Source organism: Collinsella aerofaciens, assembly GCF_027679495.1.
Taxonomy (GTDB): Bacteria; Actinomycetota; Coriobacteriia; order Coriobacteriales; family Coriobacteriaceae; genus Collinsella; species Collinsella aerofaciens_AK.
This window is the reverse complement of sequence record NZ_JAQEKC010000028.1, coordinates 1-25965: the sequence shown is the minus strand read 5'-3', so window position 1 is coordinate 25965 and position 25965 is coordinate 1. Positions and strand designations below refer to the sequence as shown.

The window sequence follows — 25965 nt, the reverse complement described above, 5'->3', positions numbered from 1 at the left end:
CGGGGCCCGTGGGTTATACCCTAAGAGCAAACCACCCTTTTTAAGGGTGGTTCTGATTTTGCCGTGGTCCCGGGGCGCACGGCCTTTGTGGAACATCGCCGGGGCGTCGCGCGCTGCGAGAACCCTGCGCCTAGATCTCGGCCTCCGCATGGCCTCGCTGCGCCTCGGGCAGCTCCCCGTAGAGCGGATGGTCTTCGAGCCTAAAGCGCTCGACCTGTTCGGGAGTGCGACCGCGTACAAAGAGCCACGAGCGATCGATCGGCGTCGCCATGAGCGTGCTGGGCAGCGCGTCGGCGCGGTCGGAAAACACCCGGGCACTCTCGGGATCCTGGAACGCCAGCACCAGATGCGTGTCGCAGTTGCCCATGATGGAGCGTGCGCGTGCCTCGCCATAGAGCGCATCGAGCTGGTTGGTCGACTGCAGCAGCAGCGTTGCCCAGATGTTGCGGCTTCGGATAATCGAGAGCACGTTGTCGATCTGGGGGATCTGCAGATTTGCGAAGTCATCGAGCATAAAGCGCACGGGCACGGGCAGGCTGCCGTCGGGCTGCCTATCGGCCTCACGAATGAGGCCCATAAACGCCTGCGAAATAAAGAGGCCGGTCAGCGGATCGAGATTGCGGTCAATATCGCTCACGGTTACAAACAGGGCGCAGGGGGTGTGTCCCATGGAAGCGAAGTCCACCTGATGGCACTCACGATAGAGCTGTGCCGCACCGTCGAATCCCAGACACATGACCTTTTCGGCAAGGATGCCGACGATGCTCGCGTGCATGCGCTCGGCATTTTGCGTAATGGCGTAGCGCCGCCATAGCGAGAGGGCATAGCTTTGGGGGTCGGTCGTGATCAGGTCGTCAAACAATCGACCCGTGGCACCGTCCTGCAGGTGCTCGATCAGCTTGATGACCGAGCTGATCGTCTGCTCGTCGGCGGGTAGCTGTTCGGTGACGTAGGCGATAAGACACGACAGCAGGTTTGCCGCCGCATGATCCCAAAAAGGCTGGTTGTTGTCCTCGATGGGGCAGATGGCCTTTGCCACCGAGAGGATGTCCTGCTGGTTGGGCCTGCCGTCCGCCTTGCGGCGAATGTGCCTCAGGGGGTTGTAACCGCAGCGCTCGATGCCGGGCGCAAGGGCCGGGACGGTGTTGAGGTCGGCGAAGTTGAGACATTGCACGCGGTAACCGTGGGCTGCCAGCACGGGTCCCACTTCGCGACAGAGCGTGCCTTTGGTGTCGAGCACGATGTAGCTTGCGTTCATTTGCAGCAGGTTGGGCTTGAGGACGTTTCGGGTCTTGCCGGCTCCCGAGGGGCCGATCACAAGTGCGTTGTTGTTGAGTCCCGTTTGGCGGGTGTCGCAGGAAAGCGTTCGATCCTTGGCGAGGATGGTGGACGATGCGGACTCAGATGCGGCGAGGCGGCTGGTGAGGTTAGACATGGGCGACCTCCTTGGTGGTCGAGAGGATTTCGTGGGCAAAGCCGAGCTCGACGGCGCGCTCGGCCGAAAGGTAGGTGTCTTTTGCAGTGAGGGACTGGATGCGCTTGGGCGTGAGGCCGCTGCGGTCCGAGAGGATTTGCGTGAGGGTCTTGCGGGTCTGCATGAGACGCCGGCTGGTTTCCTGCAGCGCAAGTGCCGAGCCGCCTGCCCCCTGGGGGATCAGCGGGTCGTGAATCATGAGCTCTGCATGGGGCGCCATACGGCGATCGTCGCCGCCCATAAAAATCACGGCGCCCATGGACGCGGCGAATTCCAGGCAGACGGTGCGGATGGGGCACGATGCGAGGCGCATGGCGTCGTAGATCGCAAGACCCGATCGCACGCTTCCGCCGGCGCTGGCGACAAATATGGTGATGGGGCGGCTGGGGTCGGTGGCATCGAGCAGGCGGATCTGCTGGCATAGGTCGTGGGCCATCGGGGTTTCGATGTTTCCCATGACGGAGAGCTCGCGACGGGCGAGCATCTCATCGTAAATGCTGGTGAGCGTGATACCTCGGGCGGATTCACGCATGGTGAGGGGGCTGATGATGGGGGAATGATTGGTGTCCATGAGGACTCCTTTCTGTTGGTTGTGTTGTGGAATAGGATTGTTGCCCGCGGAGGGGCTGGCGGGCTACAGGGTTCGTCCGAGCCTGAGATCGAGCTCGGTTGTGGGGCAGGCTGCCTGTTCGTGCGGCTCGCAAGCGCCAAGGGCTCCAAAGCGATGGAGCGTTGCGACGGGCGTGGTGTAGGCGAGCCGCAGCTGATGCTCGATAGGGGCACATCCGTCATTTTTGTAATGAGCCGCGTAGTACTGCGCGATGCTGGCGTTCATCTCGCTGCCATTGCGATGGCGCTCAAACTGGCGTCTGCAGGTCTCGATGATCTTTGCTACCGACTTGGGTGCCGTCGCGGGAACAAGGGCGAGATAGCCCTCAAATAGCTCGTTGATGCTCAGGAGGCACAGCAGGTCGATCAGCGTCCTTATGGCTGCTCCCTCGGCGGAAAAGTGCGCGGTCATGCGGTTATATCGGTTGCGGTCGACGATGGCCGCATGGGGTCTTGGAGTTTTCTGCCCCGTGGTCCCGGGCTTTTGCCGCGCCTGTGTATTGAGCTCGACGTTGCAGCGCTTGAGGCCGTCCAACGGAAGGAACAGTGCGGTGCGCAGGGTGTTCCGCTTGCTTTCGAGTTCATGACGCTCGTCGGGTTCCCATTCGAGCTTGAGTTTCGTGTCGAACGCCGTAAGCATATGGGCTAGGCAGCCTACGGTAAGAACGTACGAATCGTTGTCGCGTTTTGGGGCATAGGGGTCTGTCAGCTTGCGAATGTCGGGGTCGCCCATGATCTTTGTGCAGCGCTTCAGCAGTTGAGGGTGGTCGGCCAAGATCGTCGCGAGCGGTAGCGACGCGTAGTTCTTGATGGTCGCGGCGGCAAAGGCAGCGTCATATTCGTTTGCATATGCTCGCTCAATGCGGGCATCCAGAATGCTTTTCTTATCGCCGTCTTCAGCGTGGTGGTTTGTCATAGCTTCTCCAATCGGTTGATGTTCGTGCTGTTTGTTGATGTGTTGGTTGTCGTGAGTGATGTGCTTGCCGTGGGTGATGTGCTGACGTTGGGGTGCTATGCGGTTTTCAATGAGCCCGTGAGGCAGTTGCTGCAGGGGCGGGATGGAACGGCCCATGCAAGGCGGAAGGCATCGTGCTCAAAATCGAGACAGCAATGCCCTGGGTGCCTCACATGTGGCAGTTACCTCATTAAGTTGTCATTGCGTTTGGGGTTGTACTTTGCGGATCTTCCTTCTCTTACACGCTAAAACTCAAACTTCATATGCTCGATCTACTTAAAACCGCAACGGCGGCCTTTTATCAACTTATATGTCGGAACGCGTCTTTGCAAGTACTTTTTTGCGTTTGTTTCAAATGGGGTGGTTTTGCAACCGTCACGCGCCACGCTACGCGAACGTGCCCCGGCTCGGATAAGATGGTGCGATCGAGTTCTACCGCGCTCACCGCAAGTAGTCTTTGTTGCTGAGATGGGTCATGGCCGAAAGGGGCCCGTATCCCAACAGATACAGGCTCCCTTGCTCTTTAAATGGGCATGAGGGTGTATTGAGGGGGGATGTCTTGCTGTCGGCATCCGCGTGCGGTGCCATTCGCTGTCCGTAAATATACGTTTACGGCTAATTTCATACCACTTGTCGGAATGCGGACGCTGTCCTTGCATGTCGGGCGTACATTGAACGTGGTTTTTCGCGTGAAACCACGAATCGGTTGTCAGCCCCGAACAAGGAGGCCCAGCATGACGCTTGCCAAACCCATCAATAAATACATCGACTATATCGATGCCCCCGAGGACACGTTTGAGCAGTATGTCGAGAAGGCGTTAAAGTACAACTTTCGCTGCGTATTTGCGAACCTGCAGGAGTACGAGACGGGCCGCGCCATGCTCGAGGGCTCTGACATCATCCTTGCCGGCGCTATCGACTTTCCCCAGGGCACTATGACGCTTGAGGAGAAGCTTGCGAGGTTTGAGGAATACGCTGCGTGTGGCTTTACCGAGATTGACTACGTTTTGAATCAGGAGTCGGTCGAGAACCGCGATTTTGATGCCATCGAGCGCGAGATGACTACCATTGCTGATTTTTGTCGTGCGCATGGCATCACTGACAAGGTGATCGTCGAGATGTGCAAACTGGACGGCGACGACGCCGCTAAGCGCCGTGTATGCGAGATCGCGCTGGAGGCTAAGCCGGGATTCCTTAAGACATCGACCGGCAGAAGCTTTGGCGGTGCTAAGCTCGAGGACGTGCGGCTGATGCACGAGGTGCTCGGCGATGCCGTGGCAATCAAGGCGGCGGGCGGTATCCATAATTACGAAGAGGCCTGCGCATTCATCGAGGCCGGCGCCAGCGCGTTAGGTGCATCGGCGGGCATCGCGATCGTCGAGGGCGCACCGACGGATGAGCGTCGCTAGCAGACGTATTTGACCTGAGCGATAAAGCTTCACGACCACACGCTGTTCATGTTCGAGACAATATGACTTTTTGCCCGTTGTAAACGGAGTCGCGATGGGTGTTCTGTATGATGGCTCAGACAAGGTTGTTCAATGACAGGGAGGCATATATGGCAATCAAAGCCATCGCGATGGATATCGACGGTACGCTCACCAACGATCAGAAAGTGATTAGCCCGCGTACGCGCGAGAAGCTGCTCGCGGCGCAGGAGTCGGGCATTAAGCTCATTTTGGCTTCGGGCCGTCCCGCATGGGGGCTGCACGCCTTGGCGCAAGAGCTCGACCTTCAAAACCATGACGGTCTGCTGGTGGCCTTTAACGGCGCACACGTCGTCGATGCCCAGACCGACGAGGTGCTGTTCGATCAGGCTATGCCTGCCGACGAATTGCATCGCCTGATTGATCACCTGCGTAATTTTGACGTGATCCCTATGATTTCGCTCGGTCGCGATTTGCACGTCGAGGACTCGTACCATTGCATGATCACGCTGCCTGACGGCTCGCAGAAGAATATCGTCAAGTATGAGCGCGACGCGTGCGATCTTAAGATTCGCGAGGTGGAGAGCCTGCATGAGGTCGCTGATGCTTATCCCGTGGACAAGCTGCTGACGGCGGGCGATCCGGCCTACCTGCAGGCGCATTACGAGGAGATGTATGCGCCCTTTAAGCAGACGCTTTCGGGCATGTTTACGGCCGACTGGTACTTTGAGTACACGGCGCCCGGTATCGACAAGGCCCGCGCACTCGAGGGTGCCCTGCCCAAGCTCGGCATCGATGCCAGTGAGGTCGTATCGTTTGGCGACGGCCAGAACGACAAGTCCATGATTGAGTGGGCCGGCACCGGTGTTGCCATGGGTAACGCCGTCGAAGAGGTTAAGGCTGTAGCCCAGATGGTGACCGCCGATAACAACGAAGATGGCATTGCGGTGACGCTGGATAAGCTGCTGGGTTAGAATCGCCGATTAATGCATGGCTCGGGCGCCTGCTTGCGGGCGTCCTTTTGTTAGGGAGGGTGCCGTGTCCGCATTTCCGTTCGACGCCGTTATCTTTGACATGGACGGCGTCATTGTCGATACCGAGTATTACTACTTGGGCGAGACTGCCGCGTTTGCCAAGGAGCTTGGGCTTAATCTGACTCAAGAGGAGTTGAATGGGCAGGTCGGTACCTCGCATCAGTTCTTCCTGCATATGCTGGTCGATTGGTTTGAGCGCGCCGGTAAGGGGCACTTCACTGGCGAGGAAGCGTTGGCCCGTTGGGACGAGTGGGCGCATGAGCGTCCGCGCGACTATCAGGCTTTGATTAACCCAGGCGCCGTGGATACGATTCGAGAGCTGCCGCGCCGTGGCGTTCGCGTGGCGCTTGCCAGCTCGTCTCCCATGGTTAGCATCGAGGAAGTGCTCAACGCATGCGGGCTGTCGGATGCCTTTGAGTATGTGGTGAGCGGCGAGCAGTTTAAGGAGAGTAAACCCGAGCCCGACATCTACCTGCATGCGCTAGACCTGCTGGGGCTGCCCGCGAATCGCTGCTGCTGCGTTGAGGATTCCGTTCCGGGCATTACCGCGGGTAAGCGAGCCGGCCTGACGGTTATTGCCAAGCGCGAGGAGCGCTTTGGCTTTAGCCAGGATGCCGCGGACAAGATTATCGACCAGCTGCCGGAGCTGCTGGAACTCGCGTAGATTCTGGGCGGTACTGCTGTCACAACAGTGGTTCCGTTGGCATAAGAGAGAGGGGCGGCGTCATGGCATTTAACGTGAGCGCACTGGGGTTTGGCGACAACGTCGTCGACTGCTACGAGCATATCCACACAATGTATCCGGGTGGCAATGCGGTGAACTTTGCCGTGTATGCCAAGAAGTGCGGCGCCGCGCGCTCCGCGTATATGGGCATCTTTGGTAATGACGCTGCTGCTGAGCATGTGATTGCGAGTCTTGAGGATGAGGACGTTGAGCTTGCCAAGTGCAAGCAGCTCATCGGCGAGAACGGTGCGGCACGCGTGACCGTCGTTAACGGCGACCGTGTTTTCCTTGGCTCCAATGAGGGCGGCATCCGTGGTGATGCGCGCTATGTGCTCGATCGCTTTGACCTTGCGTACGTGAAGCAGTTCGACGTAGTCCACTCGGGCAACTATTGCTTTACCGAGCGTGAACTTCCCAAGTTGAAGGCCGCGGGCATCACGGTTTCGTTTGACTTCTCGGACGATTCGACCGACGAGTACTACGAGCAGATTGCTCCCTACGTTGACTTCGCGTTCTTTAGCGCGGCAGACGCCGCGAGTGAGGATGAGATTCGCGAGCGTCTGGCATGGGTGAGGAGCCTAGGTCCGCGTTTCGTATCGGCAACGGCTGGCGCTGAGGGCTGCATTGCCTATGATGGCGATCGTTATTACCGCCAACTGGCTAAGCCGGTAACGGATATGAAGGACACCATGGGTGCGGGCGACTCATTCCTGACTTCGTTCCTGATGTGTTATCTCGATTCCGTCAAGCGTGGCGAGGATGGTGCCGAGGCCATCGAGCGTGCACTCGACTTTGCGGCGGGGTTTGCTTCGACCGTATGCGGCATGGAAGGCTCCTGGGGCCATGGAGTGCCGATTTCCGAATAGGTGAGCAGTCCCGGGGAGTCGAATTGTCGCCCCCCGGGACTCCATGGACAAAAAATGCTAAATATGAGTACTGTCACTAATTTAGTAACAGCGAAATTAAGCTATTGAGGGCCTAGTTGGGTGTCTGCGAGTGATTAAAACCTGCTAAAAATGACTTTAACCACCTTAAAGTGCCTTGATAATGGATAGCTGTACATTATCAAGGCACTATTTTGCCGTAAAATAATGTGACTGGATTTGCAACAGTACTCATATTTGGCATTTTTTGCCCACCGGGGCTAGCGAAGGTCAAAAACAGAGTGCGCATTTGCTAAAACTGCCGACTCGATGCACTCTGCGTCGCGGTTTTTGAGTGAGACGATGCGTTCTGAGGTCCATGTGAGCGATCTGATAAGCGACTGTGCGCTTGTTTCGGTGTTTGCCTCCGCCGGCGCATCGGTCTCGAGCAGTAAACGATCGAGTGGGATCTGTCGGGCGTATTCGCGTCCACGTTTGGTGGCGAGCATGCGCTGGTTGACGGAAAAATAACAGTCCGCATCACGCGCGCGGACGAGTTCGTCCGAAGTACCGCTAAACCAGTGGAAGATGATAACGGGGGAGTCGGGGTTTGGGATGAGTAGTCCATGCGATTCGAGGACGTCCAGTACGGCTCCTGCCGAACGAACGGCGTGAATTGATATCACGCGTCCGGTAAGAGGATGCTGCACGAGCGCATCGCAGAGCCGGTTAAGTGCCTGTATTTGTAGCGGCTCACTTCCAGCAAAGCGCGCGGAAAAGTCGAGTCCGACTTCGCCGATGTAGCGTTCTTGGGCAGCAACTTCGCAAAGCAGATTGACTTCGACAAAACCGCAGTGGCCATCGGCGAGCCACCAGGGGTGAAGCCCAACGCCGGCGATGATGCCTGGTTGGCGACAGGCGCGCTCGTTTGCGGCCGAAAAGTCGCGCGGATTGACGCCGCAGTCAAATAGACCCAAGCCCAGCGCCGTCGCCTCATCGGCAACGGCGTCCGGGTGAGCCATTAAATCAAGATGGCAGTGTGCATCAAATAACCGGGGCTCCATCTCGGTGCGCTCCGCTAGTCCAGACGTTGGCCATCGGAGCGTACGCGCTCAGTGCCGCGGCCGCTGATCTGGCGGATAACCTCGCCGGCAATCATCTGGCCCATGATGGGCGGCATAAAGCTGGCGGTTCCCAGCTCGGTGCGCTCGTGGATGTTGGAAGGGTCGCGGGGCTGTGTCTTAACCGATTCCTCGCAGCTAAACAGTACATGCAGGCTCTTGATTCCGCGCTTCTTGCATTCTTTGCGCATGATACGGCTCATGGGGTCACGTACCGTATCGAAAATGTCGGCAAAGCGGAGGCACTCGGGATGGAGCTTGTTGGCCCCGCCCATGGAGCTAACCAAACGAATGTCGTGGTCCTGAGCATATTTGGCAATGGTGAGCTTGGCCGAGATGGTGTCGATGGCGTCGACGACGTAGTCGAGCTTGCCGTCCGTCTGCTCCAAAACGCTCGCGAAGAAATCATCGATGTTGTCGCTCAGCAAGTATTCAGTTCGCTTGATGACGGCAGCGGCGGGATTGATGTCGTGGATCATGGCTTCCATCACGTCAACCTTGCGCTTGCCGACGGTGCTGTGAAAGGCGATGGCCTGGCGATTGATATTGCTGAGCGCGATGATGTCCTTGTCCAGAATGACGAAATGTCCGATGCCGCCGCGGGCGAGTGCCTCGCAGCAGTTGGAGCCCACGCCTCCGCAGCCGAGCACCAGCACCGTAGCATCGGCGAGCTTATCGAGTGCCTCGCGGCCCATGATGATCTCGAGCTTGGTGTCGCGTGTCTCGATGGGGGCTGCGGTTTCGGTCATAAATATCCTCCGATGGGGAAGCAGGTCGTGTTTTAGCTATCGCCATTATAGGTAATCGCCCATAGGTTGCGATGGCGTTTGCTTTGATGTGGTTTGAAGCATTGCGATTAGACAGTTAGACAAACATCTAAATATCGAGTATAGTGTGCGCGTCATGAGAGATGATGAGAGGAGGTCTTATGCCGGGAGAGGGTTTTAAGGCGCTGGCCGATCCTACACGGCGTCACATTTTGGAACTGCTGCGCGAGGGCAATTGCACGGCCGGGGAGCTTGCCGAGCATTTTGACATCAGCAAGCCGTCGTTGAGCCATCACTTGGCGACGCTCAAAAACGCCGGGTTGGTGACCGACGAACGTCATGGCCAAAACATCGTTTACAGCTTAAACACCACCGTTATGCAGGACTTGATCGGTTGGTTTATGGGCTTTACAAACACGGAAGGTGATAAGGATGAATAACGAAAACAAGGGCATTCACGCCACGGGGGTATCGTCGCGCGTGTGGGCCATGCTTGTTGTGGTCTGCGCTATTAATGTTGTAGCGCACCTCATGGTGATGCCGAGCCTGCCTGCACAGATTCCCACGCACTGGGGCGCGAACGGCGCCGTCGACGGTTGGGGTCCTAGTTGGATGGCCTCCGCGCTCGGCGTGCTGCCTCTGGCGCTTCTCGCAATGTTCTGCATGGTGCCGCGCATCGACCCCAAAGGTGAGGCATATCGAACCTCGGGCAAGTTCTACCAGGGCTTCGTAATCGCCTTCACCTTGTTCATGTGCGCCATAAGCTGGCTGGGAGAGCTTACGGTCTGGGGCGTAGTGCCGGCGGTCGGTTCGGTTAACGTGCTGATTTCCGGTGTTGTCGGTTTGCTGTTCATCGGCGTAGGCAACTACTTGCCGCGTGTGAAGCAGAACTATACGCTCGGTATCAAGACACCCTGGGCGCTTGCCGATCCCGAGAACTGGCGCCGTACGCAGCGTTTTGGCGGCGTCTGCTTTATGGTGCTGGGTATTGGCCTGATTGTGATGGGCGTGGCAGGCAGCGTGCTTTCGAGTGAAGTCGTCGCCGCGGTGATTGCGGCTCTGGCGTTTGGTTCGGTTGGAGCCGTTTACGTCTACTCGTATCTGTTGTGGCGCAAATCGCAGCGAGCCGCTCGTTAAGGTTGCGGAAAACTAGCGTACGCAGTTCATAGTATGTTCCGGGGGACTTTTCCCAGGTAGTATTAGGGGGTGTGGGCAACCATGCCCCTTTTTCGTTACGTTTCAGAGCTGGTTCCCTCATTTCGTTTCCACTAAAGCGAATCAAGAATAGGGAAACAGCAGGTAGAAAGGATAGAACAGGCAAATGGCAGAGTTTATCTACCAGATGTATCAGGCTCGCAAGGCCCATGGCGACAAGGTGATCCTTGACGACGTGACCCTTAGCTTCTACCCCGGTGCCAAGATCGGCGTCGTGGGCCCCAACGGTATGGGCAAGTCGACCCTGCTCAAGATTATGGCCGGCATCGAGGAGGTCTCCAACGGCGATGCCAGGCTCACTCCCGGCTACACCGTGGGCATCCTGCAGCAGGAGCCGCCGCTCGACGATGACAAGACCGTCATCGAGAACGTGCGCATGGCGTTTGGCGACATGATTGCCAAGGTCGATCGCTTCAACAAGATCGGTGAGGAGATGTGCGACCCGGATTGCGACATGGACGCCCTCATGGCCGAGATGGGCAAGCTCCAGGACGAGATCGACGCCGCCGACGGCTGGGATATCGATTCCAAGCTCGGCCAGGCCATGGACGCCCTGCAGCTGCCCGATTCCGACATGCCGGTCAACGTGCTTTCCGGCGGCGAGCGCCGTCGCGTGGCCCTGTGCAAGCTGCTGCTCGAGGCTCCCGACCTGCTGCTGCTCGACGAGCCCACGAACCACCTGGACGCCGAATCGATCCTGTGGCTCGAGCACTTCCTGCACAACTACCAGGGCGCGGTGCTTGCCGTCACGCACGATCGCTACTTCCTGGATAACGTTGCCGAGTGGATCTGCGAGGTAGACCGCGGTCACCTTTATCCCTACAAGGGCAACTACTCCACGTATCTGGAGACCAAGGCCGCCCGTATCGAGGCGCAGGGCAACCGCGACGCCAAGCTCGCCAAGCGCATGGAGGCCGAGCTCGAGTGGGTACGCAGCTCGCCCAAGGCTCGCCAGGCAAAGAACAAGGCCCGTCTGGCACGCTACGAGGAGATGGAGGCCGAGGCCCGCGCAAGCCAGAAGCTCGACTGGACCGACATTCGCATTCCCGTTGGACCGCGTCTGGGCAACAAAGTGCTCGAGGCCCATCACCTGCACAAGGAGTTCGATGGCCGTGTGCTCATCGACGACCTATCGTTCACCCTGCCGCGCAACGGCATCGTGGGCGTCATCGGCCCCAACGGTGTGGGCAAGACCACGCTGTTCAAGACTATCGTGGGCCTGGAGCCGCTGACTTCGGGCGAGCTCGAGGTGGGCGAGACCGTCAAGATCTCCTATGTCGATCAGAACCGTTCCGGCATCGACCCCGATAAGAACCTGTGGGAGGTCGTCTCGGACGGCCTGGACCACATGATGGTGGGCGAGACCGAGGTCCCCAGCCGCGCGTACGTGGCGAGCTTTGGCTTTAAGGGCCAGGACCAGCAGAAGCGCGCTGGTGTACTCTCCGGTGGCGAGCGCAACCGTCTGAACCTGGCGCTCACGCTCAAGCAGGGCGGCAACCTGCTGCTCCTCGACGAGCCCACGAACGACCTCGACGTCGAGACGCTGTCCTCGCTCGAGGCGGCGCTGCTCGAGTTCCCGGGCTGCTCGGTGGTCATTAGCCACGACCGTATGTTCCTGGACCGCGTCGCCACGCACATTCTGGCGTGGGAGGGCACCGACGAGAATCCGGGCAACTGGTATTGGTTCGAGGGTAATTTCGAGGCCTATCAGGCCAACCGCATCGAGCGCCTGGGCGAGGACGCGGCCCAGCCGCATCGTATTCACCGTAAGCTGACGCGCGACTAGTAGCAAGTAGAAAGGCCGCCACCAAGGGCGGCCTTTCTTGTAGCAATTGCACTGCAGCTATGCCCTGGCTGCTGGTTTGATTCATAATCAAAGTTATCTCTTTGGGATTAAAGCCCGTTTTTGCTATGAGCGATTTTCTAATTCCGTTTAAAACGTAAAGACGCATTGGCTTAACAGTGATAAGGAACTAATTTACTTATCAACTGTTAGCTGACGGTTTCCGGGGTGCATACGGACAAATCCCGTCTGATTTCTAACAGGAAGTCAGACGGGATTTTCGCTTTATATTACGAATTATGGAGGACATACCATGAAAACCTTAATATCTTGTGCCTACAATATGGATAATTGCTGTGTGGAAGTGAAATTCAGCGACGGCAGTATGATTGCGATTGACACTATCGTCGTTGAGAACGAGATTGCTGACAATATGTATCAGCGGTCAGAGCTGGATTATTTGATCTACAACGCTCCTTTGGAGTATGCAGACCTTATCTTGAACGGCGATCCCGAAACCTATTTGAAAACTGTAACAGAATACAAGCCTTGGGATAGCTGACAACACGCTGCCCGCAGGAGAAAATCCTGCGGGCGTTTTTCTGTTTATATTATTTCCCTCCGTTGGATCTCAATTTAGGAAAGAAGATGACAATCTTGAAGCTCTTTCCCCACTGGGAAGCTGCTTCCAGATGAAGATTTAGATCGTCGGCCATCTTCTTAACCAGGTAAAGTCCCATACCGGTAGCCTTCTTTCTGCTGTCAGTAGAATCCCCGGTAAAGCCCTTTTGAAAAATGTACGGCAGATTATATTTTTTTACGCCAATGCCGTTATCTTCAACAGAAAGGATATCTGCAGTCTCCGAATGTATCACGGAAATTGTAAGCATGGGACTATCGCTGCTATATTTGATGGCATTGCTAACGATTTGTCCCAACATAAACTGAAGTCCTCTACGGTCTGTATAGACTGTTTCAGATTGCAGTTTGTTGAGAATGACAAAATGCTTCTCTTCAAGAAGTGGGGCATAGTCCTCCAGAACTTCACCCAAGCAGTCATTCAAATTGACATCCTCAAATCGGTAATCCTTTGTACTGCTCTTCAACCGGGCATAGTACAGCATCTGCGTGACATCCTCCTGAAGCTGACTGCGGACATAATCCAGCTTTGCTTGCAGGGAAGGAGAGATTTCATCGTTCCGGTTATCCAAGAGCATGGTCAGCAACGATAGGGGCGTTTTCGCTTCATGTGCCCAGCCCTCCACGTATTCTTCATAGTCCCGTAGGGCATCCGCCATATTGTTACTCTCGTTTTTGTATTCCCGTAAAACCGAAGCCAAAAATCGGACAGATTCTCCTTCTTTCTGACTAATGGCACTGAGCAGCCGTTCTTCATTGCAGATGGTAGGATCACTGAGGAAATCTCGGAACAGTTCCATGTGGGTGTTCTCCCTCTTGTTTAGTACAAACAGAATCGCTGAAAACAAAAGGATGCTCGTCAGAACTACTAACCCGATCAAGGTTTGAAATACCTGAATGTCAGAAATCCAAAGAATGACAGCGCAAAAGCAATCCACGCCCAGCAGCAACAGAAGCCAGGGGTAGTACCGTTCTATCATGTGCCAAAGCTGCTTCATAGAGACACCTCCGCTTCCAAACGGTAGCCCATTCCTCGAACTGCAACGATTCGCTGCTTCATTTCAAGGGCGGACATCGTTTTTTTCAGCCGGGTTAGGTTAACCTGCAAGGCATTTTCATCTATGTATTCCGTGGTTCCCCATAGTGCCATGCAAAGCTGCTCCGTCGTGACCAGAGCATCGCCGCCGGACAAAAGAGCGACCAACAGTTTTCCCTGATTTTTTGGAAGCACCACAGAGGTATTATGAATATAAAGCGTGTAGGTCTGCTGGTCTAACAGGAAATCTGGTCCCTCTATGAGATTGGTACGGCCTTCATACCTTTTGAGAATATTGGATACCCTGGCAAGAAGTCGATCTTTTCTGCACGGCTTCGTCAAATATTCATCGGCACCCAACTGGAACGCTTGCAGTTCATCCTTTACCTGATCTCTGGAAGTCAGCACCAGGACGGGGATAGCAGTTTTATTCTTTAGCTCCTGGCAGATTTGAAAGCCACTGATCTCCGGCAAGTTCAGGTCTAAGATCACAAGGTCAGGGCGGAGGGCTGCCAAGAGCCGAGCGGCATCTTCAAACTCGGTAATTGCCTCCACAAGATAGCCGTCCTTTTGGAGCATATCGCAGAGTTCTTCCCGCATATAGACTTCATCTTCCACAACAGCAATTCTTTTCATGACAGCACCTCCTTCCAAATTATTCTTCTCTCTGCGGCTGCATCAGTGTCAGCAAATACCGATCACTGGAGCGCTTGACCACTCTCATATAAATATATTCCATCACGCAAAGTAGTAAAATCATAGCAGCAGATACAAGCAGCATTTCAGACACTGTCCCACGGGTTCGGGACGAGAGTATCCCTGTAAATAACGCCCTGACTCCAAACAGACTGCTGACAGCCGCAACCAATACAGGAAGTCCCATAAACCAGGTAATTTGCTTTCCAGCAGACTGGCAAAGGGTTTCGTAAGTAGCTCCCAGGCGGATCAGGGTCTGGTATCTGCGCCCGGTTTTCTGCTGACTCATCAGGAACTGAACACCCACGATGGTGTTGGCAACTACCAGGAAAACAATCGCAAGATAGAGGGTAATATAACTGGATGCTATGGTGTAGAAAAGCTGACGACCTATATTCTGAAGATAGCTTTCATATTCAATGCCAGTTTCGTCCAGCTTCTCGTTCAAATCCAAATATGCAGTCATAAGGCTATTTCCATCCAGAGCCTGCTCACTGAGCACCGCATTGACATAGGTATCATACATTCCCTGGCTATAATATAGGAATGCTTCATCCGGAAGAATCAATGCAAAGGACAAGGTTATAGAACGGTCCGTGACCAAATTCACAGACTGAACCTCTCCTGTAAGATGAATCGGACTACCATCCAGTTCCACCTTGGGCTGTCCGGCCAATACTTGGTTCAGCATTGCGGTACGACTTACCGTAGTAAACTCTGTATCAATATAGACAGCGGCCTCCTTTTCGCCTAATTGGAGAGCCGGTTTGCCGGACAATTCCAACAAACGATTATAGTCCGATAAACAAATCAAATATGGGTATGTGGCATAACCAAGATTGTTCAGAAGGACATCCCGGTCTTCCGACTGGGGCAGGCTCCGAAGAGAGTCCATAACAGCGTCCATGCTGTAGGCATTATCATAATCTTCTGTGGTGCGAATACGCCCAACCCTCATTTCAAAAAGCTCTGAAAATTGATTTTCCAAACCGTTTTCTTTCAGGGCTGCCTTTATATTCGGAAGAACCTGCGATGAATCTTCTGCAGTATGATCTTCAAAAGTATAGTCGATTACATGGCCAGAAGACAGGCTATTCGTTCCTGCAATTCCTACGCCCGCACCAAAACAACACAGCGCCGCCAGAATCAGCAGGGAGCTGATGGCCATGGAGGTTGACTGATGAATAACATTCTCCTGAATCTGCCGGAAGGTAAATACATGAAGCTGCTTATTTCCTTTTCCTTTCTTAACAATCAAAGCAATCAGCGCACGCATCCCATAGAAAAGCAGCATCGTACCAACTATGCCCAACAGCAAAGTCAGTCCCATCATACTTACCTTTGTCCATGCAATTCCCTGAATCGCCATGTAGTAAGCCACTGCCAACATCACACTTCCGCATATAGCAGCCAGTCCATAGATAACAGATGGCATTTGCTTTTTGGGGCGGTTCGTTGGCTGGGATAGCAAAGTACCGATCTCCTGGCGGCTGATTCGTCCACTCAAAATCAGAAGTGCCGTCAGCTTAATTGCCAGAAATCCTGCCAGCGTCCATTCAATTGCAGACCAGGATAAAGAAAACTGATGACCGATGATCCCCATGCCTACCAGCTTGGCGGTGACAAGACTGACAATTTCTGAAAGCACCACAGCCACAGGTAAGCCTATGAGCATGGCAAGAATACTGGTCAGGAAATCTTCCGCCAGAAGCATACCAAACAGTTTACTTCTACGCATCCCCAACATTAGATAAACACCAAACTCATGCCGTCTGCGCTCGAACTGATACTTGCAGGCAAAATAGATCAAAAAGAACAGAATACCGAGGGTCATCCCATAAAACGCAGGAATCAGAAGCAGGAGTTTGTCAACTGCGTCACTCTCCATTTTCTGCAAAAAGAGCATCACATCTTGAGTGGAGATGGAAAGAATCATGTAAAAGGCAACAATAGAAATCACCAGGGAGCTGAAAAACAGACCGTTTTCCTTTCGGCTGCGGTGGCTGTTCCGAAGAATGAGATTAGAGAACATTTGCGCTGCCCCCTCCCAGTTGCGCCATCACCTTCAGGATGCGCCCGTAGAACTCCTGCTGGCTTTCGTCTCCACGCCGAAGCTCATGAAAGATCACGCCGTCCTGGATGAACAGAATGCGCTTGCAAAAGCTGGCGGCATTGGAATCATGGGTTACCATCAGGATCGTAGCTTGTTCGTCACGATTCAGGCCGGACAGCTTCTCCATAAGACTTCTTGCGTTCTTAGAATCCAGCGCACCCGTCGGTTCATCGGCAAGGATCATTTGGGGATGTAAGATCAGAGCCCTTGCTGCCGCAACACGCTGACGCTGGCCGCCGGACATCTTGGACGGAAACTTATCCAGAACATCAGTGATTTCCAGATAGTCAGCCAACTGCTTCAGCCGCTGGCTGCTTTCTGCTTCGGATACCCCATGCAAGGAAGTCGGGAGCAGGATGTTTTCCCTGCCAGTCAGGTTGTCCAGCAATTCAAAGTTCTGGAATAGATAACCAACTTTTTTGCCACGGTACTCTGCAAGAGCCTTTCCCTTGAGGGATTGCAGAGTATCGCCTTCCACCTGAATGCTTCCACCTGTGGGTTGAATCACAGTCGCAATACAATTGAGCAGTGTGGATTTACCGGAACCGCTGCTTCCCATAATGCCGAGAAACTCTCCCGGCATCACCTGGAAGGTGATCCCATTCAGTGCCTTTGTTTGACTTGGCACATTGCCATAGATTTTTGTTAAATTTTCAATATTCAAAATGGGTTTCATGTGAATACCTCCTATCATTTGTAATAAAATGATAGTATGGGAACACAGCAAATACCACTTACAGTGGTTGTAAGGATTCAAGATATAAGTGGCGGCTCAAGGGGGACGAGCATATATTTTGTAAGAGCATCAGGCGACAATGATAAAATATACCGGATCGCCTCCTTGGCAAACCAGTTCGTTTTAATTGTATCCCAATCAGCAAGTCGGATAATCTCTGCTGTGCCGTTCTCAAAATCAACTGAAATTTCGCCCCATTCGCCGTCGCAGTCTGCTTGATATTCGTAGATTGCGGCGGCGATTTTCTTTTTGCGCTTGGTTTTGGTTTTCTGTTTCAGCCGGACAGCATGGAGCGCACCTTCGGCAACCAGCAGTTCTGTCAGTTTGTCCACCGCTTTCCGGTAGGCTCGCTCTGCACCGCTGGCTGTGCTGCCCTCAAACATAATCGCCAATTCTTCAAAAGTGGGGCGGTTCTTCCATGAGCCAACTCGCCCGCAGGTCATACAGATTGCTAACCGTTTTTCGAGCAAGGTCTGTTCCCGGTAATTCAGCTTCTCAAATGCCCGCTGTACCTTTTCTGCTTGTATGCCGTTCCAGAGGATGTCGGTATAGTTCCAGCTATCGTCAAGGGCTATATCCTCGCCTGTTTCCTCGCCGTCCTCGTCCGTTATATAGAACGGCTGCTGGTTGCGGATTCCACGGACAACTTTCAGATATTCTTCCGCAAGAGCAAGGTCGCAGTTATACTTCTTGGAAAACTGGTTGACCGCATCTTTGGTGTTATGGTACAGCCACGCCATTGATCGCACCATTTTGTAATTGGTCAGAGAGGATACCGACCATTTTTCTTCGCCCATGCGGAAACGGAGCATAGAATCCCAGATGAACGGATAGATGTATGTAGCATACTCCGCACCCTTGGCAGGATCATAGTCCATCAGCTTTTGGAGCATTTGCTCCCGGCAGGAGATCTTTATATCGATAAATCGGTCTGTGTCGTACAGATTGCCGCCGTCCACACTGAGAAAGCCTTTGATGCGCTTGTTGAGCTGCGTTTCGTAGTGGTGCAGAAAGAACGAAAAATATAGCAAATTCTTTTCCCGCAAAGCAGACAGGATATATTCATTCAGACTGTCCACCGCTGGCGGTTCCGGTTCCAGTTGGAAGATGCGCTCTGCCACATAGGGGATGATGCCGTCACCGTGTGGATTAACTTGGTGCTTCGGTATGTATCCGGTCATGTTCCACGAAAAATCATTTAGCATAGCGCACCTCCCTTCTAAGTAATCCGCGGGAATAATTAACCATAATTCCAAGTTTGTCTTGCAGCATTTATATTATCCAGAAGAACAGATGCAGGATTTGCCTCGTAATAGTACGTGCTCATATCCAAAATGCCTTCTTCCATTTCACCCCACTCTGCTGTGCGAGAAACAAAGATTCTATTATATACACACCAATCGCATGTGGTGGTGAAAGCAGCAATATCTGCAAAGTCTTTTGGAAATACAATTCTTCTTCCATTTGATGTTGGCTTAAGATAGTTCTCCATTATTTCTTTGAAATTCTTCAGATCATAATCCGTAGCGTTTTCCAAAGCTTTACAGACAATCAATTCTTCGTGCGTGAATTCTGTAAGTGTTTCTAAATGGTTTGCAAGAATTAGACCATAAATAACGCAAACCTTTGGGTTGCAAGGACATAAGCAAATCGAATTGAAATATAACCAGTGCTGTAACGTTACAAAAAAGATTATAGAATAGGAGTACCTTATAAGTCGCTTCTCTAGAAAGAAGAACATATGCTTTCGCGTCGTCGTTTTCTGCAACTTGTCGCGTCTTCAATTGTCGCCTTAGCCGCACGTCCGAAAGAGGTTTTTGCTTCGACGGGCAATATTGATGGTGAGCAGATACAATTTACTTCTGAAATTGCGCAAGAGCTTGCCGATAAATATATAAAGGGACTCCTCGGCTATTCGTATACGCCTTCTGACCCTATTCCTTTTGTAGATGTTGATGGGTCCCCGCTTGGTTACATTGTTCCGGTTGTGACATCCAATAGAGCCGCGGGCTATTTGGTTTTAGATGCTTCAGATGATGAAATACTTACGGGATATCGTTTTGGAGACGGCTTAGTCAGCCCTATGGATCGGGGAGGAGATCTTGGTGTCGAGTCTTATTCTTTCAATAACCCAGTCGTAATGATCAATCCATTCGAATTCGGCGTGCAATCTTTGGACGGTTCAATAACAACAAATTGCGGAAGAACAATCCCGGCTGTTTCCATAGAAGGACGGCCTGTCGTTTTATCGAATAAACCTTCAAGCTGGAACGATGTTGTATTTTACGCAACTCAAATGCAGGATTACACAGTATCTGGATTTCGTTCCATTTCTCAGTTTATGTCATATGATGAAAGCGAGATTAAGAGGCTTACCGCCCACTATGCTTGTATGGTGACAGCTTTTTCGAACGTTGCGGAACTGTATGGCATTGCCAATTTATATAGCGACCCTTCGCAATATATGCAGATATGGAGTTACACCAATACCCATGCTCTTTCCGATGAAGAACAGACTGTTCCCGGCGTTGTTTTGGGTGGAACGCCGATATCAACCTGTGCAACGGGGTTTACAAATTACTGCGCAAGCAGAGGAAGTACTCTTATCGCCCGCACTGTCTCCTCTCCGGCTATCGCGAGCATTCAAAATGAGATTAACTCTAATAGACCGAATGTTTTACATGCGAGTTTGTACAACGGATCAGCCCATTCTGTAACAGCGGAGGCTTACGCCACACTTACTGGTAAGAAAACTGGAGAGACAAGGCAGATGATTGGCATAGCGGACGGCTGGAATTCATCTTTATCCTTCCTGAAGTATGATCAGAGCTATTATGCGTGGACTTATGGAACGACTTTTTCGAAGTAGGGCGATTCGTCTAGCCCTGTCTTTGGTGCTGATGGCTTCATTGGTGGGCTGTTCAACAAAGGAAGAGATATCGCGCGGAGGTTCCGGAGAAGTGACTGCGACAGACTCAGGTTCATTAGAAATAGCTGGCGGGCATGCCGATGTGATGTTACAAGGAAAAGGCGTGCTTAGGTCGGTTGATGCTGAAGACGCTGTCTGCTCAATAGAGGATTTAAAGACAGGTGAAACTGCACCGTACCGAGTCTCAGATAATGCTGCGAATATGATTGAGTCGATACCGACTGGAGCGCAGGTTTCTTTTAGATACTTTGCTCCGCAACTTGAGGATGAGCTTGCTTCTCTGGTGTCTATATGCACCGATGACAACTAAAAGGCCTGAATTCAAAAGGCCTCGGATGGTCAATTGGCTATCCGAGGCTTTTTTACTCGACCGGGGCTTCGACCTTGTCGATGCCCCAGGCGGCTCCGAGACCGCCGGTGGTGTTGCGGCGGATGCGCACGGTAACCTCGCGGCGCTCGCCGGCCTGCGTGTAGCACAGGGGGAAGCTTGCGCGGTTTCGCGCGGCCTCGATGGTACCGCGCTCGCGGGCGATCCAGTAGTACTCGCCGACAATGCCGAGCGTGTCGGCGCCGTAGGGGAGATAGGTCGACAACTGGTGCAGAAGCGGGCCGGGGCAGAAGACCTCGGTTGCGAAATCGACGGGGAAGTCCTCGGGGATGGTCGGTGCTGCGGGTGCGGGGGCTGGGGCCGCTGCGGGTGCCGAAGCCGGTGCCGGTGCGGGAATTTGTTCGCAAGCAGAGGTGGGCACGGATTTGATGACGGGTGCGGGCTCTGGCGTCGCTTCCGGCTTGATCGTGGAATCTGCGGGCTCCACGGTGGCGGGCGCGTCTGCAGCTGCAGTTTCAACCTCAACCTGCGTCGCGTTCTCGTCCTCGACGCTCGACTTTGCCTCGATGGGCGTGGACGCCATGGTGGTGATGCCGGCGTTGGCGTTCTCGGGGTCATAGACGACCGTGAGTGAGATGGCAGGCTGCGGTGCCTCGGGCTCCGATGCCGCCTCGGTAGCGTCCTGTTCTGCGGGCTCTTCGGGCTGATCGTCCTCGGCCTCGTCGCCAAAGACATCGCTGTTTTGGAGCGCAGGCGCCTCAGGTTGGCTAGCGGCTTCTTCGGGTGTCGACTTGGGAGCCTCGTTGAGCTCCGTAGTGGCTTCCTGCTCGGATATGACTTTGGGATCGGTCGTGGCAGTGATTTCGGTTTCGGCTTCTGCTGTTACCTCAATAGCGGCTTCGATCTCGGGCTCGGGCTCGGGCTCCGGAGCGACTTCGGCCACGGGCTCGGGCTCGGGACGCTTAACGTGCTTGGGACGCACGGCCTTGAGGTCCTTCTCGCCGCGTTTTTTCTTTTTGTAGGACTGCTTGGCTCCCTTGGCTGCCTTGGGCTTGTCCTCGCCCTTGGCAAGGGCGAGGACAAGCCTCGTTGGCGATGACAGTGGCATACAGGCGACCGCCCTTAAAGACGGTCAGCTTAATGCAGTCGTCGAGCTCCTCGAGCAGCTCGCGCGTGGACTCGAAGCCCAGGTCATAAGCGGCCATGTCACCAGCGGCGAGTGCCTCCTCGACCTGCGTCATAAACGTTTGCTTGCCGCATCCGATTGCATCGCGCAGCAGGCGATACAGATAGATGTGGTTGCCCAGCGAAAGCGTGGGCCTAACTATTGTCTTGCTCATGGCAAATCTCCTCTTTACACACCAAAGCATCTTACCATCGCACGGGGCTTGCCATCTCGTCGCCCAAGGCAAACGGGCGCGACCGTTGCCGGTTCGCGCCCGTTATGCAGGTCGGTTATCTATGAGAGGCAAACGCGCTTAGTTGCCCGACGTCGTGCCTTGGCTCGAGCTGTCAGATGCCGTGCCGGACGCGGTTCCGCCCGAGCTGTTAGTGCTGCTGTTGTCGGTAGATCCCGTGCCCGATGTATTGCCGCTCGTCTGGTCGCCCGTGCTCGGTTGAGAGCCGTCAGTCGTTTGGCTTGAGTCGGTTGTGCCGGATTGCGTACCGCTGTTGTTCACAGAGGAATCGGTGTCCTGCGACTGATCGGGGGTGTTCGAGGACGAGTCGGTGGATGTGGAGGTGCCCTGCGGGTCGTCCTGCTGGCCTTGCGATTGACCGGAGCTATCCGCGTCGTGCTCGGTCGTATGCGACGAAAGGATTGGCTCGGGGCGCTCACCCAGACCCTCACCGGCGGTGGTGATAAGGATGGCACCGGCGCAGGCGATGACCGCGACAATGGCGATGGCGATCGAGAAGACGATGACCTTCTTTTGCGTCTGACTGCGCTCTGCCGCGGCCTTGGCGCGCAGGCTGTTAGGGGCGACGCGCGCTGTGGTCGCGCGTCCCGCAACCTGGCGCATTTCCTGCGTGGTCGCGGCGCCACCTAGGTGCTCCTCGACATCGGGCTCAACGGGCTCGTAGGCGCCGGCAGGGTAGTCGACAGCGGCATGCGTGCCCTTGATTGCTTCGGCGCTCGCAGAGATAAAGTGGCGGTAGACCTGCGAGGACACAACGGTGATGACCGAGCTCACGGCGGCGCCGATCACCGATCCGGCGATACCGATCTTGGAGGCAAGCGCGACGCTCGTGGCAGCAGCTGCGGCGCCGGCGATGATCTGGGGAATGGAAATGTCATCGAACAGGCCCTTTTTGGGCGCGATGGCCATGGTCTGTCCGATGGAATGGTTCTCGTGCACGCCGTTGTTGAGCGATGCCGGCGTCATGACGCGCGTGCGCGGCGCGTCGGTGTACTTGGTTGTCATACGGGGTCCTCCCGGCGTAAATCTGCTTCGTTTCATTCAGCCATCAGGGTACCCACCAGATGTGAATCGTACGTGACATTTAGCAGATACCATCAACTCATCAAGGGGGGCTTGCTGTCTTTGGTGCAATAGCTTGATGCTAAACTGGATTTACGATTGCGAGGTGGTTTACGTGATGTACCCGTATATGACATTCGAAGACGGTACCGAGGTCGTTCATTCTGACCTGATTGCAGATGAGGATATCGAAAAGGTTGTCGTGCATTTTGAACGACCGACGGCAGAGGGCTTCGACTCCGCTCGCTGTGAGTTGCCTTCCTGTTCGTGGACTGACTGGGAAGGGCATTTTACTCAGAGTGAAAAACGAGCTTTCGAAGAGTGTTTGAGCAAATCATTTAGATTAGTTCGAGTTTAGTTCGAATAAAGAAGCCGAATGCGATGACCTAAAGCGTATGCATTTTTAGTATTAGATGCGTATGAAATGGAGGATGTGAATGGATGAGCTAATAGACTTTAAAAAACGATTTCTCAAGAATGGCGAGCTGGTTTCAATTCCAAAAAAGGAAAGCTATAAAAGAATCATGCTGCTATGGGCCGTCTCTTTCTTTGAATTAAATACAAGTTATACGGAGCTTCAGGTTAATCGTGTGCTGTCACAGCTCTATCCTGATTATGCCGTGTTGAGGCGGTACTTGGTTGATTATGGATTCCTATTAAGGGATGAACGAGGCCTGAAATACGAGGTTAATCGTGATGTTCACGGTATTGAGAGCTAGCCATCCGGTTCGGGTCCTATATATTGCTAGAGGGATAAGCGAAATAGGCAATTGGTGTGCGAATATTGCTTTGCCAATGCTGATTTACGAGGTAACTCACGATGTTTCTGCAACTGCTTTGATGGTCTGCTGCAGATTTGCCCCCTCTCTGTTTTCAGTTTCGCTCGCGCAGCTGCCTCAGAAGATGGGTATCGGGACACTGCAGGCCATGAGATTGGCAGACTTAATTCGCGCGGGATTATTCGTTTGCTATATTTTTGTTGATAGTAAATGGAGTATGTTTGCTATTACGTGCGCGGTATCGCTTTGCCGAACGGTTGAAATGCCCTGCTTTTACTCGTTGTTAAGAGCCAATACGAATAGTATCAATCGCGACGTAATTAATAATTCGTTTGGGTTTCTGCAGAATTTGATGATGGTTCTGGGGCCAGTTGCCGGCGGTTTTGTTGTCGCTCAATTTGGGGCGGAGGCTGTTCTTGCATTAGACGCGCTTTCTTTTGCCGCGTCGTTCTGGTTGCTGCGAGATGTTCCGTCGGTTATCGAGGTTAATGATAAAGAGGGGATAAGCAAAAATGAAAAAAACAGGACTGCATTTAGTGATCTTAGCGCGAAGCACTTGGCAATTGGTTTCCTATTAATCGATATTTCTAGTGGCGTGGCATTCGGCTCTCTGAATTCTCTTTTGCCAGCTATAGCGCAATTGCAATTTGACTCGTCATCGATACAATATGGATTCCTTCAGAGTAGTCTTACAATCGGACTGTTGTTCGGAAATACAATATATGGTCGTTTAATTAGTGGTTCCGATTGCGTTAAATCATATTGTTTTGTGACGTATCTTGCGCTCGGTGCGTATCTGGCGTTTGGCTATCGTTATGCGTCTGGGATATCGTTTATTTTCCTTTTTATCGTCGGTGCCGGAAACGCCATTCAAGATGTGCTTCTCATAACATCGCTGCAGGATTTGGCGAGAGACGAATCTGAATCGATAAGCCTGTTTTCAATTAGGGAGTCTTTGCAATCGGTTGCTGTTGTTATTTCAACACTCCTTGTTTCGCTGTTCACGAGCACCGCGATGTTCTCAATTCTCGTTACAGGACTTGGTGTATTTTCAATTATGATGGTAGCTGCGTTTCAATTGAATTATTTGCGAAAGATGTGACGTTGATATACCTAAAACGCTTTTAGTATTTCCCCCAGGATGGAGTCCAGTGGGGCCGTATCTTGCCTTGCCTGTTTTGAAGTCATATCTTCAAGAGGTTGAACAATATAAAGTTGACATTGTTGACTTAAACGTGGAATTTTACGATGACCTCCTATCTTTTAGACATGTCGAAGAGTGCTGTAAAAGGTATCGGGAATCAAAGGATTCGTTTAGTTCGAATGTTCAATTAACAATCGAGTTGATACAAAAGTCAGCACTTAATGTTGACGAGGCAAAAGATATTTTCAGATCGAAGAGATACTTTAAGGCTCTGTTAGACCAGGATTGACATACATGTGTCCCCACGGTGCCATATCTTTGACCCCGTAGACCGCGATGATGGGGGCAGCATGAACGCCGAAGACCTGGTCCTCAACTTCAAGAAGGGCATGGCGAACCTCAGCAAGACCGAGCGCCGCCGCGCTATCGAGTCCGTCAGGGACGTGATCCGCGCGGCGGCGTTCGACGACGCGGCCGGCTCCGCCTGCGAAATCGAACGCTGCCCGCGCTGCGGGTCCGTCGCGGTCGTGAAGAAGGGCAAATCGAAGAACGGCGAGCAGCGCTACCTCTGCCGGGGCTGCGGCAGGACCTTCGGCATGGGCAGCGAGCGCATCCTGGGGACGAGCAGGCTCCCGAAGGAGACCTGGATGGCCTACGCCGAGTGCTTCGTGCTCATGCTGCCCCTGCGCGAGTGCGCGAGGCGCTGTCGCGTCTGCCTCAAGACCGCCTACACCATGCGCCACAGGCTGATCGAGTGCCTCTCGGCCTACTCCCCCTCGTTCAGGGTCGAGCGGGGCTGCGGCTGCGAGCTCGACGAGACCTACTTCCCCGAGTCGTTCAAGGGCAACCACGCGAAGGGGTCGTTCACGATGCCGCGCCCCTCCCGGCACCGCGGCAAGCAGGTGCACAGGCGCGGGCTGTCGCGCGAGCGGATCTGCGTCATGACCGGCGTGAACGACTCGAACGAGACGTTCCTCGAGGTCACGGGGCGGGGCGCCCTTTCGAGGGAGCGCGCCATGGACGCGCTGAGGGGCCGCATCGCGGCCGGCTCGGTGATCGTGTCGGGAAAGTTGGTGTAAGCGAAGCGAATCGGGATGGCTTTGAAGGGAAACG

At 53.8% G+C, this 25965-nt stretch carries 26 protein-coding genes; 13 read left to right on the top strand and 13 right to left on the bottom strand.

Annotated elements, in window-relative coordinates; all coding sequences use genetic code 11:
- Positions 1 to 130: 130 nt before the first annotated feature.
- From PGW49_RS09085 to PGW49_RS09075, 3 genes are all read right to left on the bottom strand, one after another.
- Entirely contained in the window at positions 131 to 1435 is a 1305-nt protein-coding gene (locus PGW49_RS09085) for a VirD4-like conjugal transfer protein, CD1115 family (RefSeq protein ID WP_270226303.1), read from the bottom strand.
- Positions 1428 to 2045, bottom strand: coding sequence for an ATP-dependent Clp protease proteolytic subunit (locus tag PGW49_RS09080; RefSeq protein ID WP_022094432.1), 618 nt, complete (start codon positions 2043 to 2045; stop codon positions 1428 to 1430). Before PGW49_RS09080 ends, PGW49_RS09085 begins: the two co-directional genes overlap by 8 nt.
- A 63-nt stretch (positions 2046 to 2108) precedes the next feature.
- Positions 2109 to 3155 (bottom strand): hypothetical protein, encoded by a 1047-nt coding sequence (locus PGW49_RS09075; protein ID WP_270226302.1) that lies wholly within the window; start codon positions 3153 to 3155, stop codon positions 2109 to 2111.
- Between the two features lie 617 nt (positions 3156 to 3772).
- On the opposite strand from PGW49_RS09075, the gene deoC reads away from it, so the two are divergent.
- The 4 genes from deoC (at position 3773) to PGW49_RS09055 (ending at position 7089) form a co-directional block, all read left to right on the top strand.
- The gene (deoC, locus tag PGW49_RS09070; RefSeq protein WP_270226301.1) at positions 3773 to 4447 is read left to right on the top strand and encodes a deoxyribose-phosphate aldolase; all 675 of its coding nucleotides are present in this window, start codon (positions 3773 to 3775) and stop codon (positions 4445 to 4447) included.
- Positions 4448 to 4596: 149 nt separating this feature from the next.
- Positions 4597 to 5439 carry a Cof-type HAD-IIB family hydrolase gene (locus PGW49_RS09065; protein WP_195444518.1) on the top strand — a complete coding sequence of 281 codons (843 nt, stop codon included), beginning with the start codon at positions 4597 to 4599 and terminating at the stop codon, positions 5437 to 5439.
- Positions 5440 to 5503: 64 nt separating this feature from the next.
- On the top strand, positions 5504 to 6163 hold the full coding sequence (locus PGW49_RS09060) for an HAD family hydrolase (RefSeq protein WP_324248642.1): 660 nt from the start codon (positions 5504 to 5506) through the stop codon (positions 6161 to 6163).
- 62 nt (positions 6164 to 6225) lie between these two features.
- The gene (locus PGW49_RS09055; protein ID WP_055309763.1) at positions 6226 to 7089 is read left to right on the top strand and encodes a PfkB family carbohydrate kinase; all 864 of its coding nucleotides are present in this window, start codon (positions 6226 to 6228) and stop codon (positions 7087 to 7089) included.
- A 278-nt stretch (positions 7090 to 7367) separates the two neighbouring features.
- Here PGW49_RS09055 and PGW49_RS09050 read toward each other — a convergent pair whose 3' ends face one another.
- Together PGW49_RS09050 and PGW49_RS09045 are read right to left on the bottom strand one after the other, a co-directional pair.
- Positions 7368 to 8150 (bottom strand): TatD family hydrolase, encoded by a 783-nt coding sequence (locus PGW49_RS09050; RefSeq protein WP_238057564.1) that lies wholly within the window; start codon positions 8148 to 8150, stop codon positions 7368 to 7370.
- A 14-nt stretch (positions 8151 to 8164) separates the two neighbouring features.
- The gene (locus PGW49_RS09045) at positions 8165 to 8956 is read right to left on the bottom strand and encodes a tRNA threonylcarbamoyladenosine dehydratase (protein WP_270226300.1); all 792 of its coding nucleotides are present in this window, start codon (positions 8954 to 8956) and stop codon (positions 8165 to 8167) included.
- A gap of 179 nt (positions 8957 to 9135) precedes the next feature.
- Here PGW49_RS09045 and PGW49_RS09040 point away from each other — a divergent pair, with 179 nt between their 5' ends.
- The 4 genes from PGW49_RS09040 to PGW49_RS09025 all read left to right on the top strand — a co-directional run bounded on the left by PGW49_RS09040 (position 9136) and on the right by PGW49_RS09025 (position 12534).
- A complete protein-coding gene (locus tag PGW49_RS09040) occupies positions 9136 to 9414 on the top strand; it encodes an autorepressor SdpR family transcription factor (protein WP_117794490.1) in 279 nt (92 codons plus the stop codon).
- On the top strand, positions 9407 to 10111 hold the full coding sequence (locus PGW49_RS09035; RefSeq protein ID WP_270226299.1) for an SdpI family protein: 705 nt from the start codon (positions 9407 to 9409) through the stop codon (positions 10109 to 10111). Before PGW49_RS09040 ends, PGW49_RS09035 begins: the two co-directional genes overlap by 8 nt.
- A 184-nt stretch (positions 10112 to 10295) precedes the next feature.
- Positions 10296 to 11975 (top strand): energy-dependent translational throttle protein EttA, encoded by a 1680-nt coding sequence (gene ettA / locus PGW49_RS09030; protein WP_055251458.1) that lies wholly within the window; start codon positions 10296 to 10298, stop codon positions 11973 to 11975.
- Positions 11976 to 12285: 310 nt separating this feature from the next.
- Positions 12286 to 12534 carry a DUF6061 family protein gene (locus PGW49_RS09025; protein ID WP_033121501.1) on the top strand — a complete coding sequence of 83 codons (249 nt, stop codon included), beginning with the start codon at positions 12286 to 12288 and terminating at the stop codon, positions 12532 to 12534.
- Positions 12535 to 12583: 49 nt separating this feature from the next.
- On the opposite strand, the gene PGW49_RS09020 is transcribed toward PGW49_RS09025, so the two are convergent.
- From PGW49_RS09020 to PGW49_RS08995, 6 genes are all read right to left on the bottom strand, one after another.
- A complete protein-coding gene (locus tag PGW49_RS09020; protein ID WP_055228679.1) occupies positions 12584 to 13609 on the bottom strand; it encodes a sensor histidine kinase in 1026 nt (341 codons plus the stop codon).
- Positions 13606 to 14283: a response regulator transcription factor gene (locus PGW49_RS09015; RefSeq protein ID WP_055228678.1), complete on the bottom strand. Its 678-nt coding sequence runs from the start codon at positions 14281 to 14283 to the stop codon at positions 13606 to 13608. Before PGW49_RS09015 ends, PGW49_RS09020 begins: the two co-directional genes overlap by 4 nt.
- 19 nt (positions 14284 to 14302) lie before the next feature.
- Positions 14303 to 16375 (bottom strand): ABC transporter permease, encoded by a 2073-nt coding sequence (locus PGW49_RS09010; RefSeq protein WP_270226298.1) that lies wholly within the window; start codon positions 16373 to 16375, stop codon positions 14303 to 14305.
- Complete coding sequence (locus PGW49_RS09005; RefSeq protein WP_033121505.1) at positions 16365 to 17132, bottom strand: ABC transporter ATP-binding protein; 768 nt, start codon at positions 17130 to 17132, stop codon at positions 16365 to 16367. Before PGW49_RS09005 ends, PGW49_RS09010 begins: the two co-directional genes overlap by 11 nt.
- A 77-nt stretch (positions 17133 to 17209) precedes the next feature.
- Positions 17210 to 18397 carry a sigma-70 family RNA polymerase sigma factor gene (locus PGW49_RS09000; protein WP_033121506.1) on the bottom strand — a complete coding sequence of 396 codons (1188 nt, stop codon included), beginning with the start codon at positions 18395 to 18397 and terminating at the stop codon, positions 17210 to 17212.
- A 35-nt stretch (positions 18398 to 18432) separates the two neighbouring features.
- Positions 18433 to 18684, bottom strand: coding sequence for a hypothetical protein (locus PGW49_RS08995; RefSeq protein WP_199409450.1), 252 nt, complete (start codon positions 18682 to 18684; stop codon positions 18433 to 18435).
- 249 nt (positions 18685 to 18933) lie between these two features.
- Between PGW49_RS08995 and PGW49_RS08990 the strand changes: the two genes are divergently transcribed.
- The gene (locus PGW49_RS08990; RefSeq protein ID WP_270226297.1) at positions 18934 to 20061 is read left to right on the top strand and encodes a hypothetical protein; all 1128 of its coding nucleotides are present in this window, start codon (positions 18934 to 18936) and stop codon (positions 20059 to 20061) included.
- 31 nt (positions 20062 to 20092) lie between these two features.
- Positions 20093 to 20431, top strand: coding sequence for a hypothetical protein (locus tag PGW49_RS08985; protein WP_195245735.1), 339 nt, complete (start codon positions 20093 to 20095; stop codon positions 20429 to 20431).
- A gap of 52 nt (positions 20432 to 20483) precedes the next feature.
- On the opposite strand, the gene PGW49_RS08980 is transcribed toward PGW49_RS08985, so the two are convergent.
- Positions 20484 to 21557: a hypothetical protein gene (locus tag PGW49_RS08980; RefSeq protein WP_270226296.1), complete on the bottom strand. Its 1074-nt coding sequence runs from the start codon at positions 21555 to 21557 to the stop codon at positions 20484 to 20486.
- Positions 21558 to 21927: 370 nt separating this feature from the next.
- On the bottom strand, positions 21928 to 22872 hold the full coding sequence (locus PGW49_RS08975) for a hypothetical protein (protein WP_270226295.1): 945 nt from the start codon (positions 22870 to 22872) through the stop codon (positions 21928 to 21930).
- A 494-nt stretch (positions 22873 to 23366) separates the two neighbouring features.
- Here PGW49_RS08975 and PGW49_RS08970 point away from each other — a divergent pair, with 494 nt between their 5' ends.
- From PGW49_RS08970 to PGW49_RS08960, 3 genes are all read left to right on the top strand, one after another.
- Positions 23367 to 23648: a DUF2087 domain-containing protein gene (locus PGW49_RS08970; RefSeq protein ID WP_055251466.1), complete on the top strand. Its 282-nt coding sequence runs from the start codon at positions 23367 to 23369 to the stop codon at positions 23646 to 23648.
- On the top strand, positions 23626 to 24810 hold the full coding sequence (locus tag PGW49_RS08965; protein ID WP_195503308.1) for an MFS transporter: 1185 nt from the start codon (positions 23626 to 23628) through the stop codon (positions 24808 to 24810). The genes PGW49_RS08970 and PGW49_RS08965 overlap by 23 nt, the downstream gene beginning before the upstream one ends.
- A 392-nt stretch (positions 24811 to 25202) precedes the next feature.
- The gene (locus PGW49_RS08960; RefSeq protein WP_270226294.1) at positions 25203 to 25931 is read left to right on the top strand and encodes an IS1595 family transposase; all 729 of its coding nucleotides are present in this window, start codon (positions 25203 to 25205) and stop codon (positions 25929 to 25931) included.
- The last annotated feature ends 34 nt before the right edge of the window (positions 25932 to 25965 follow it).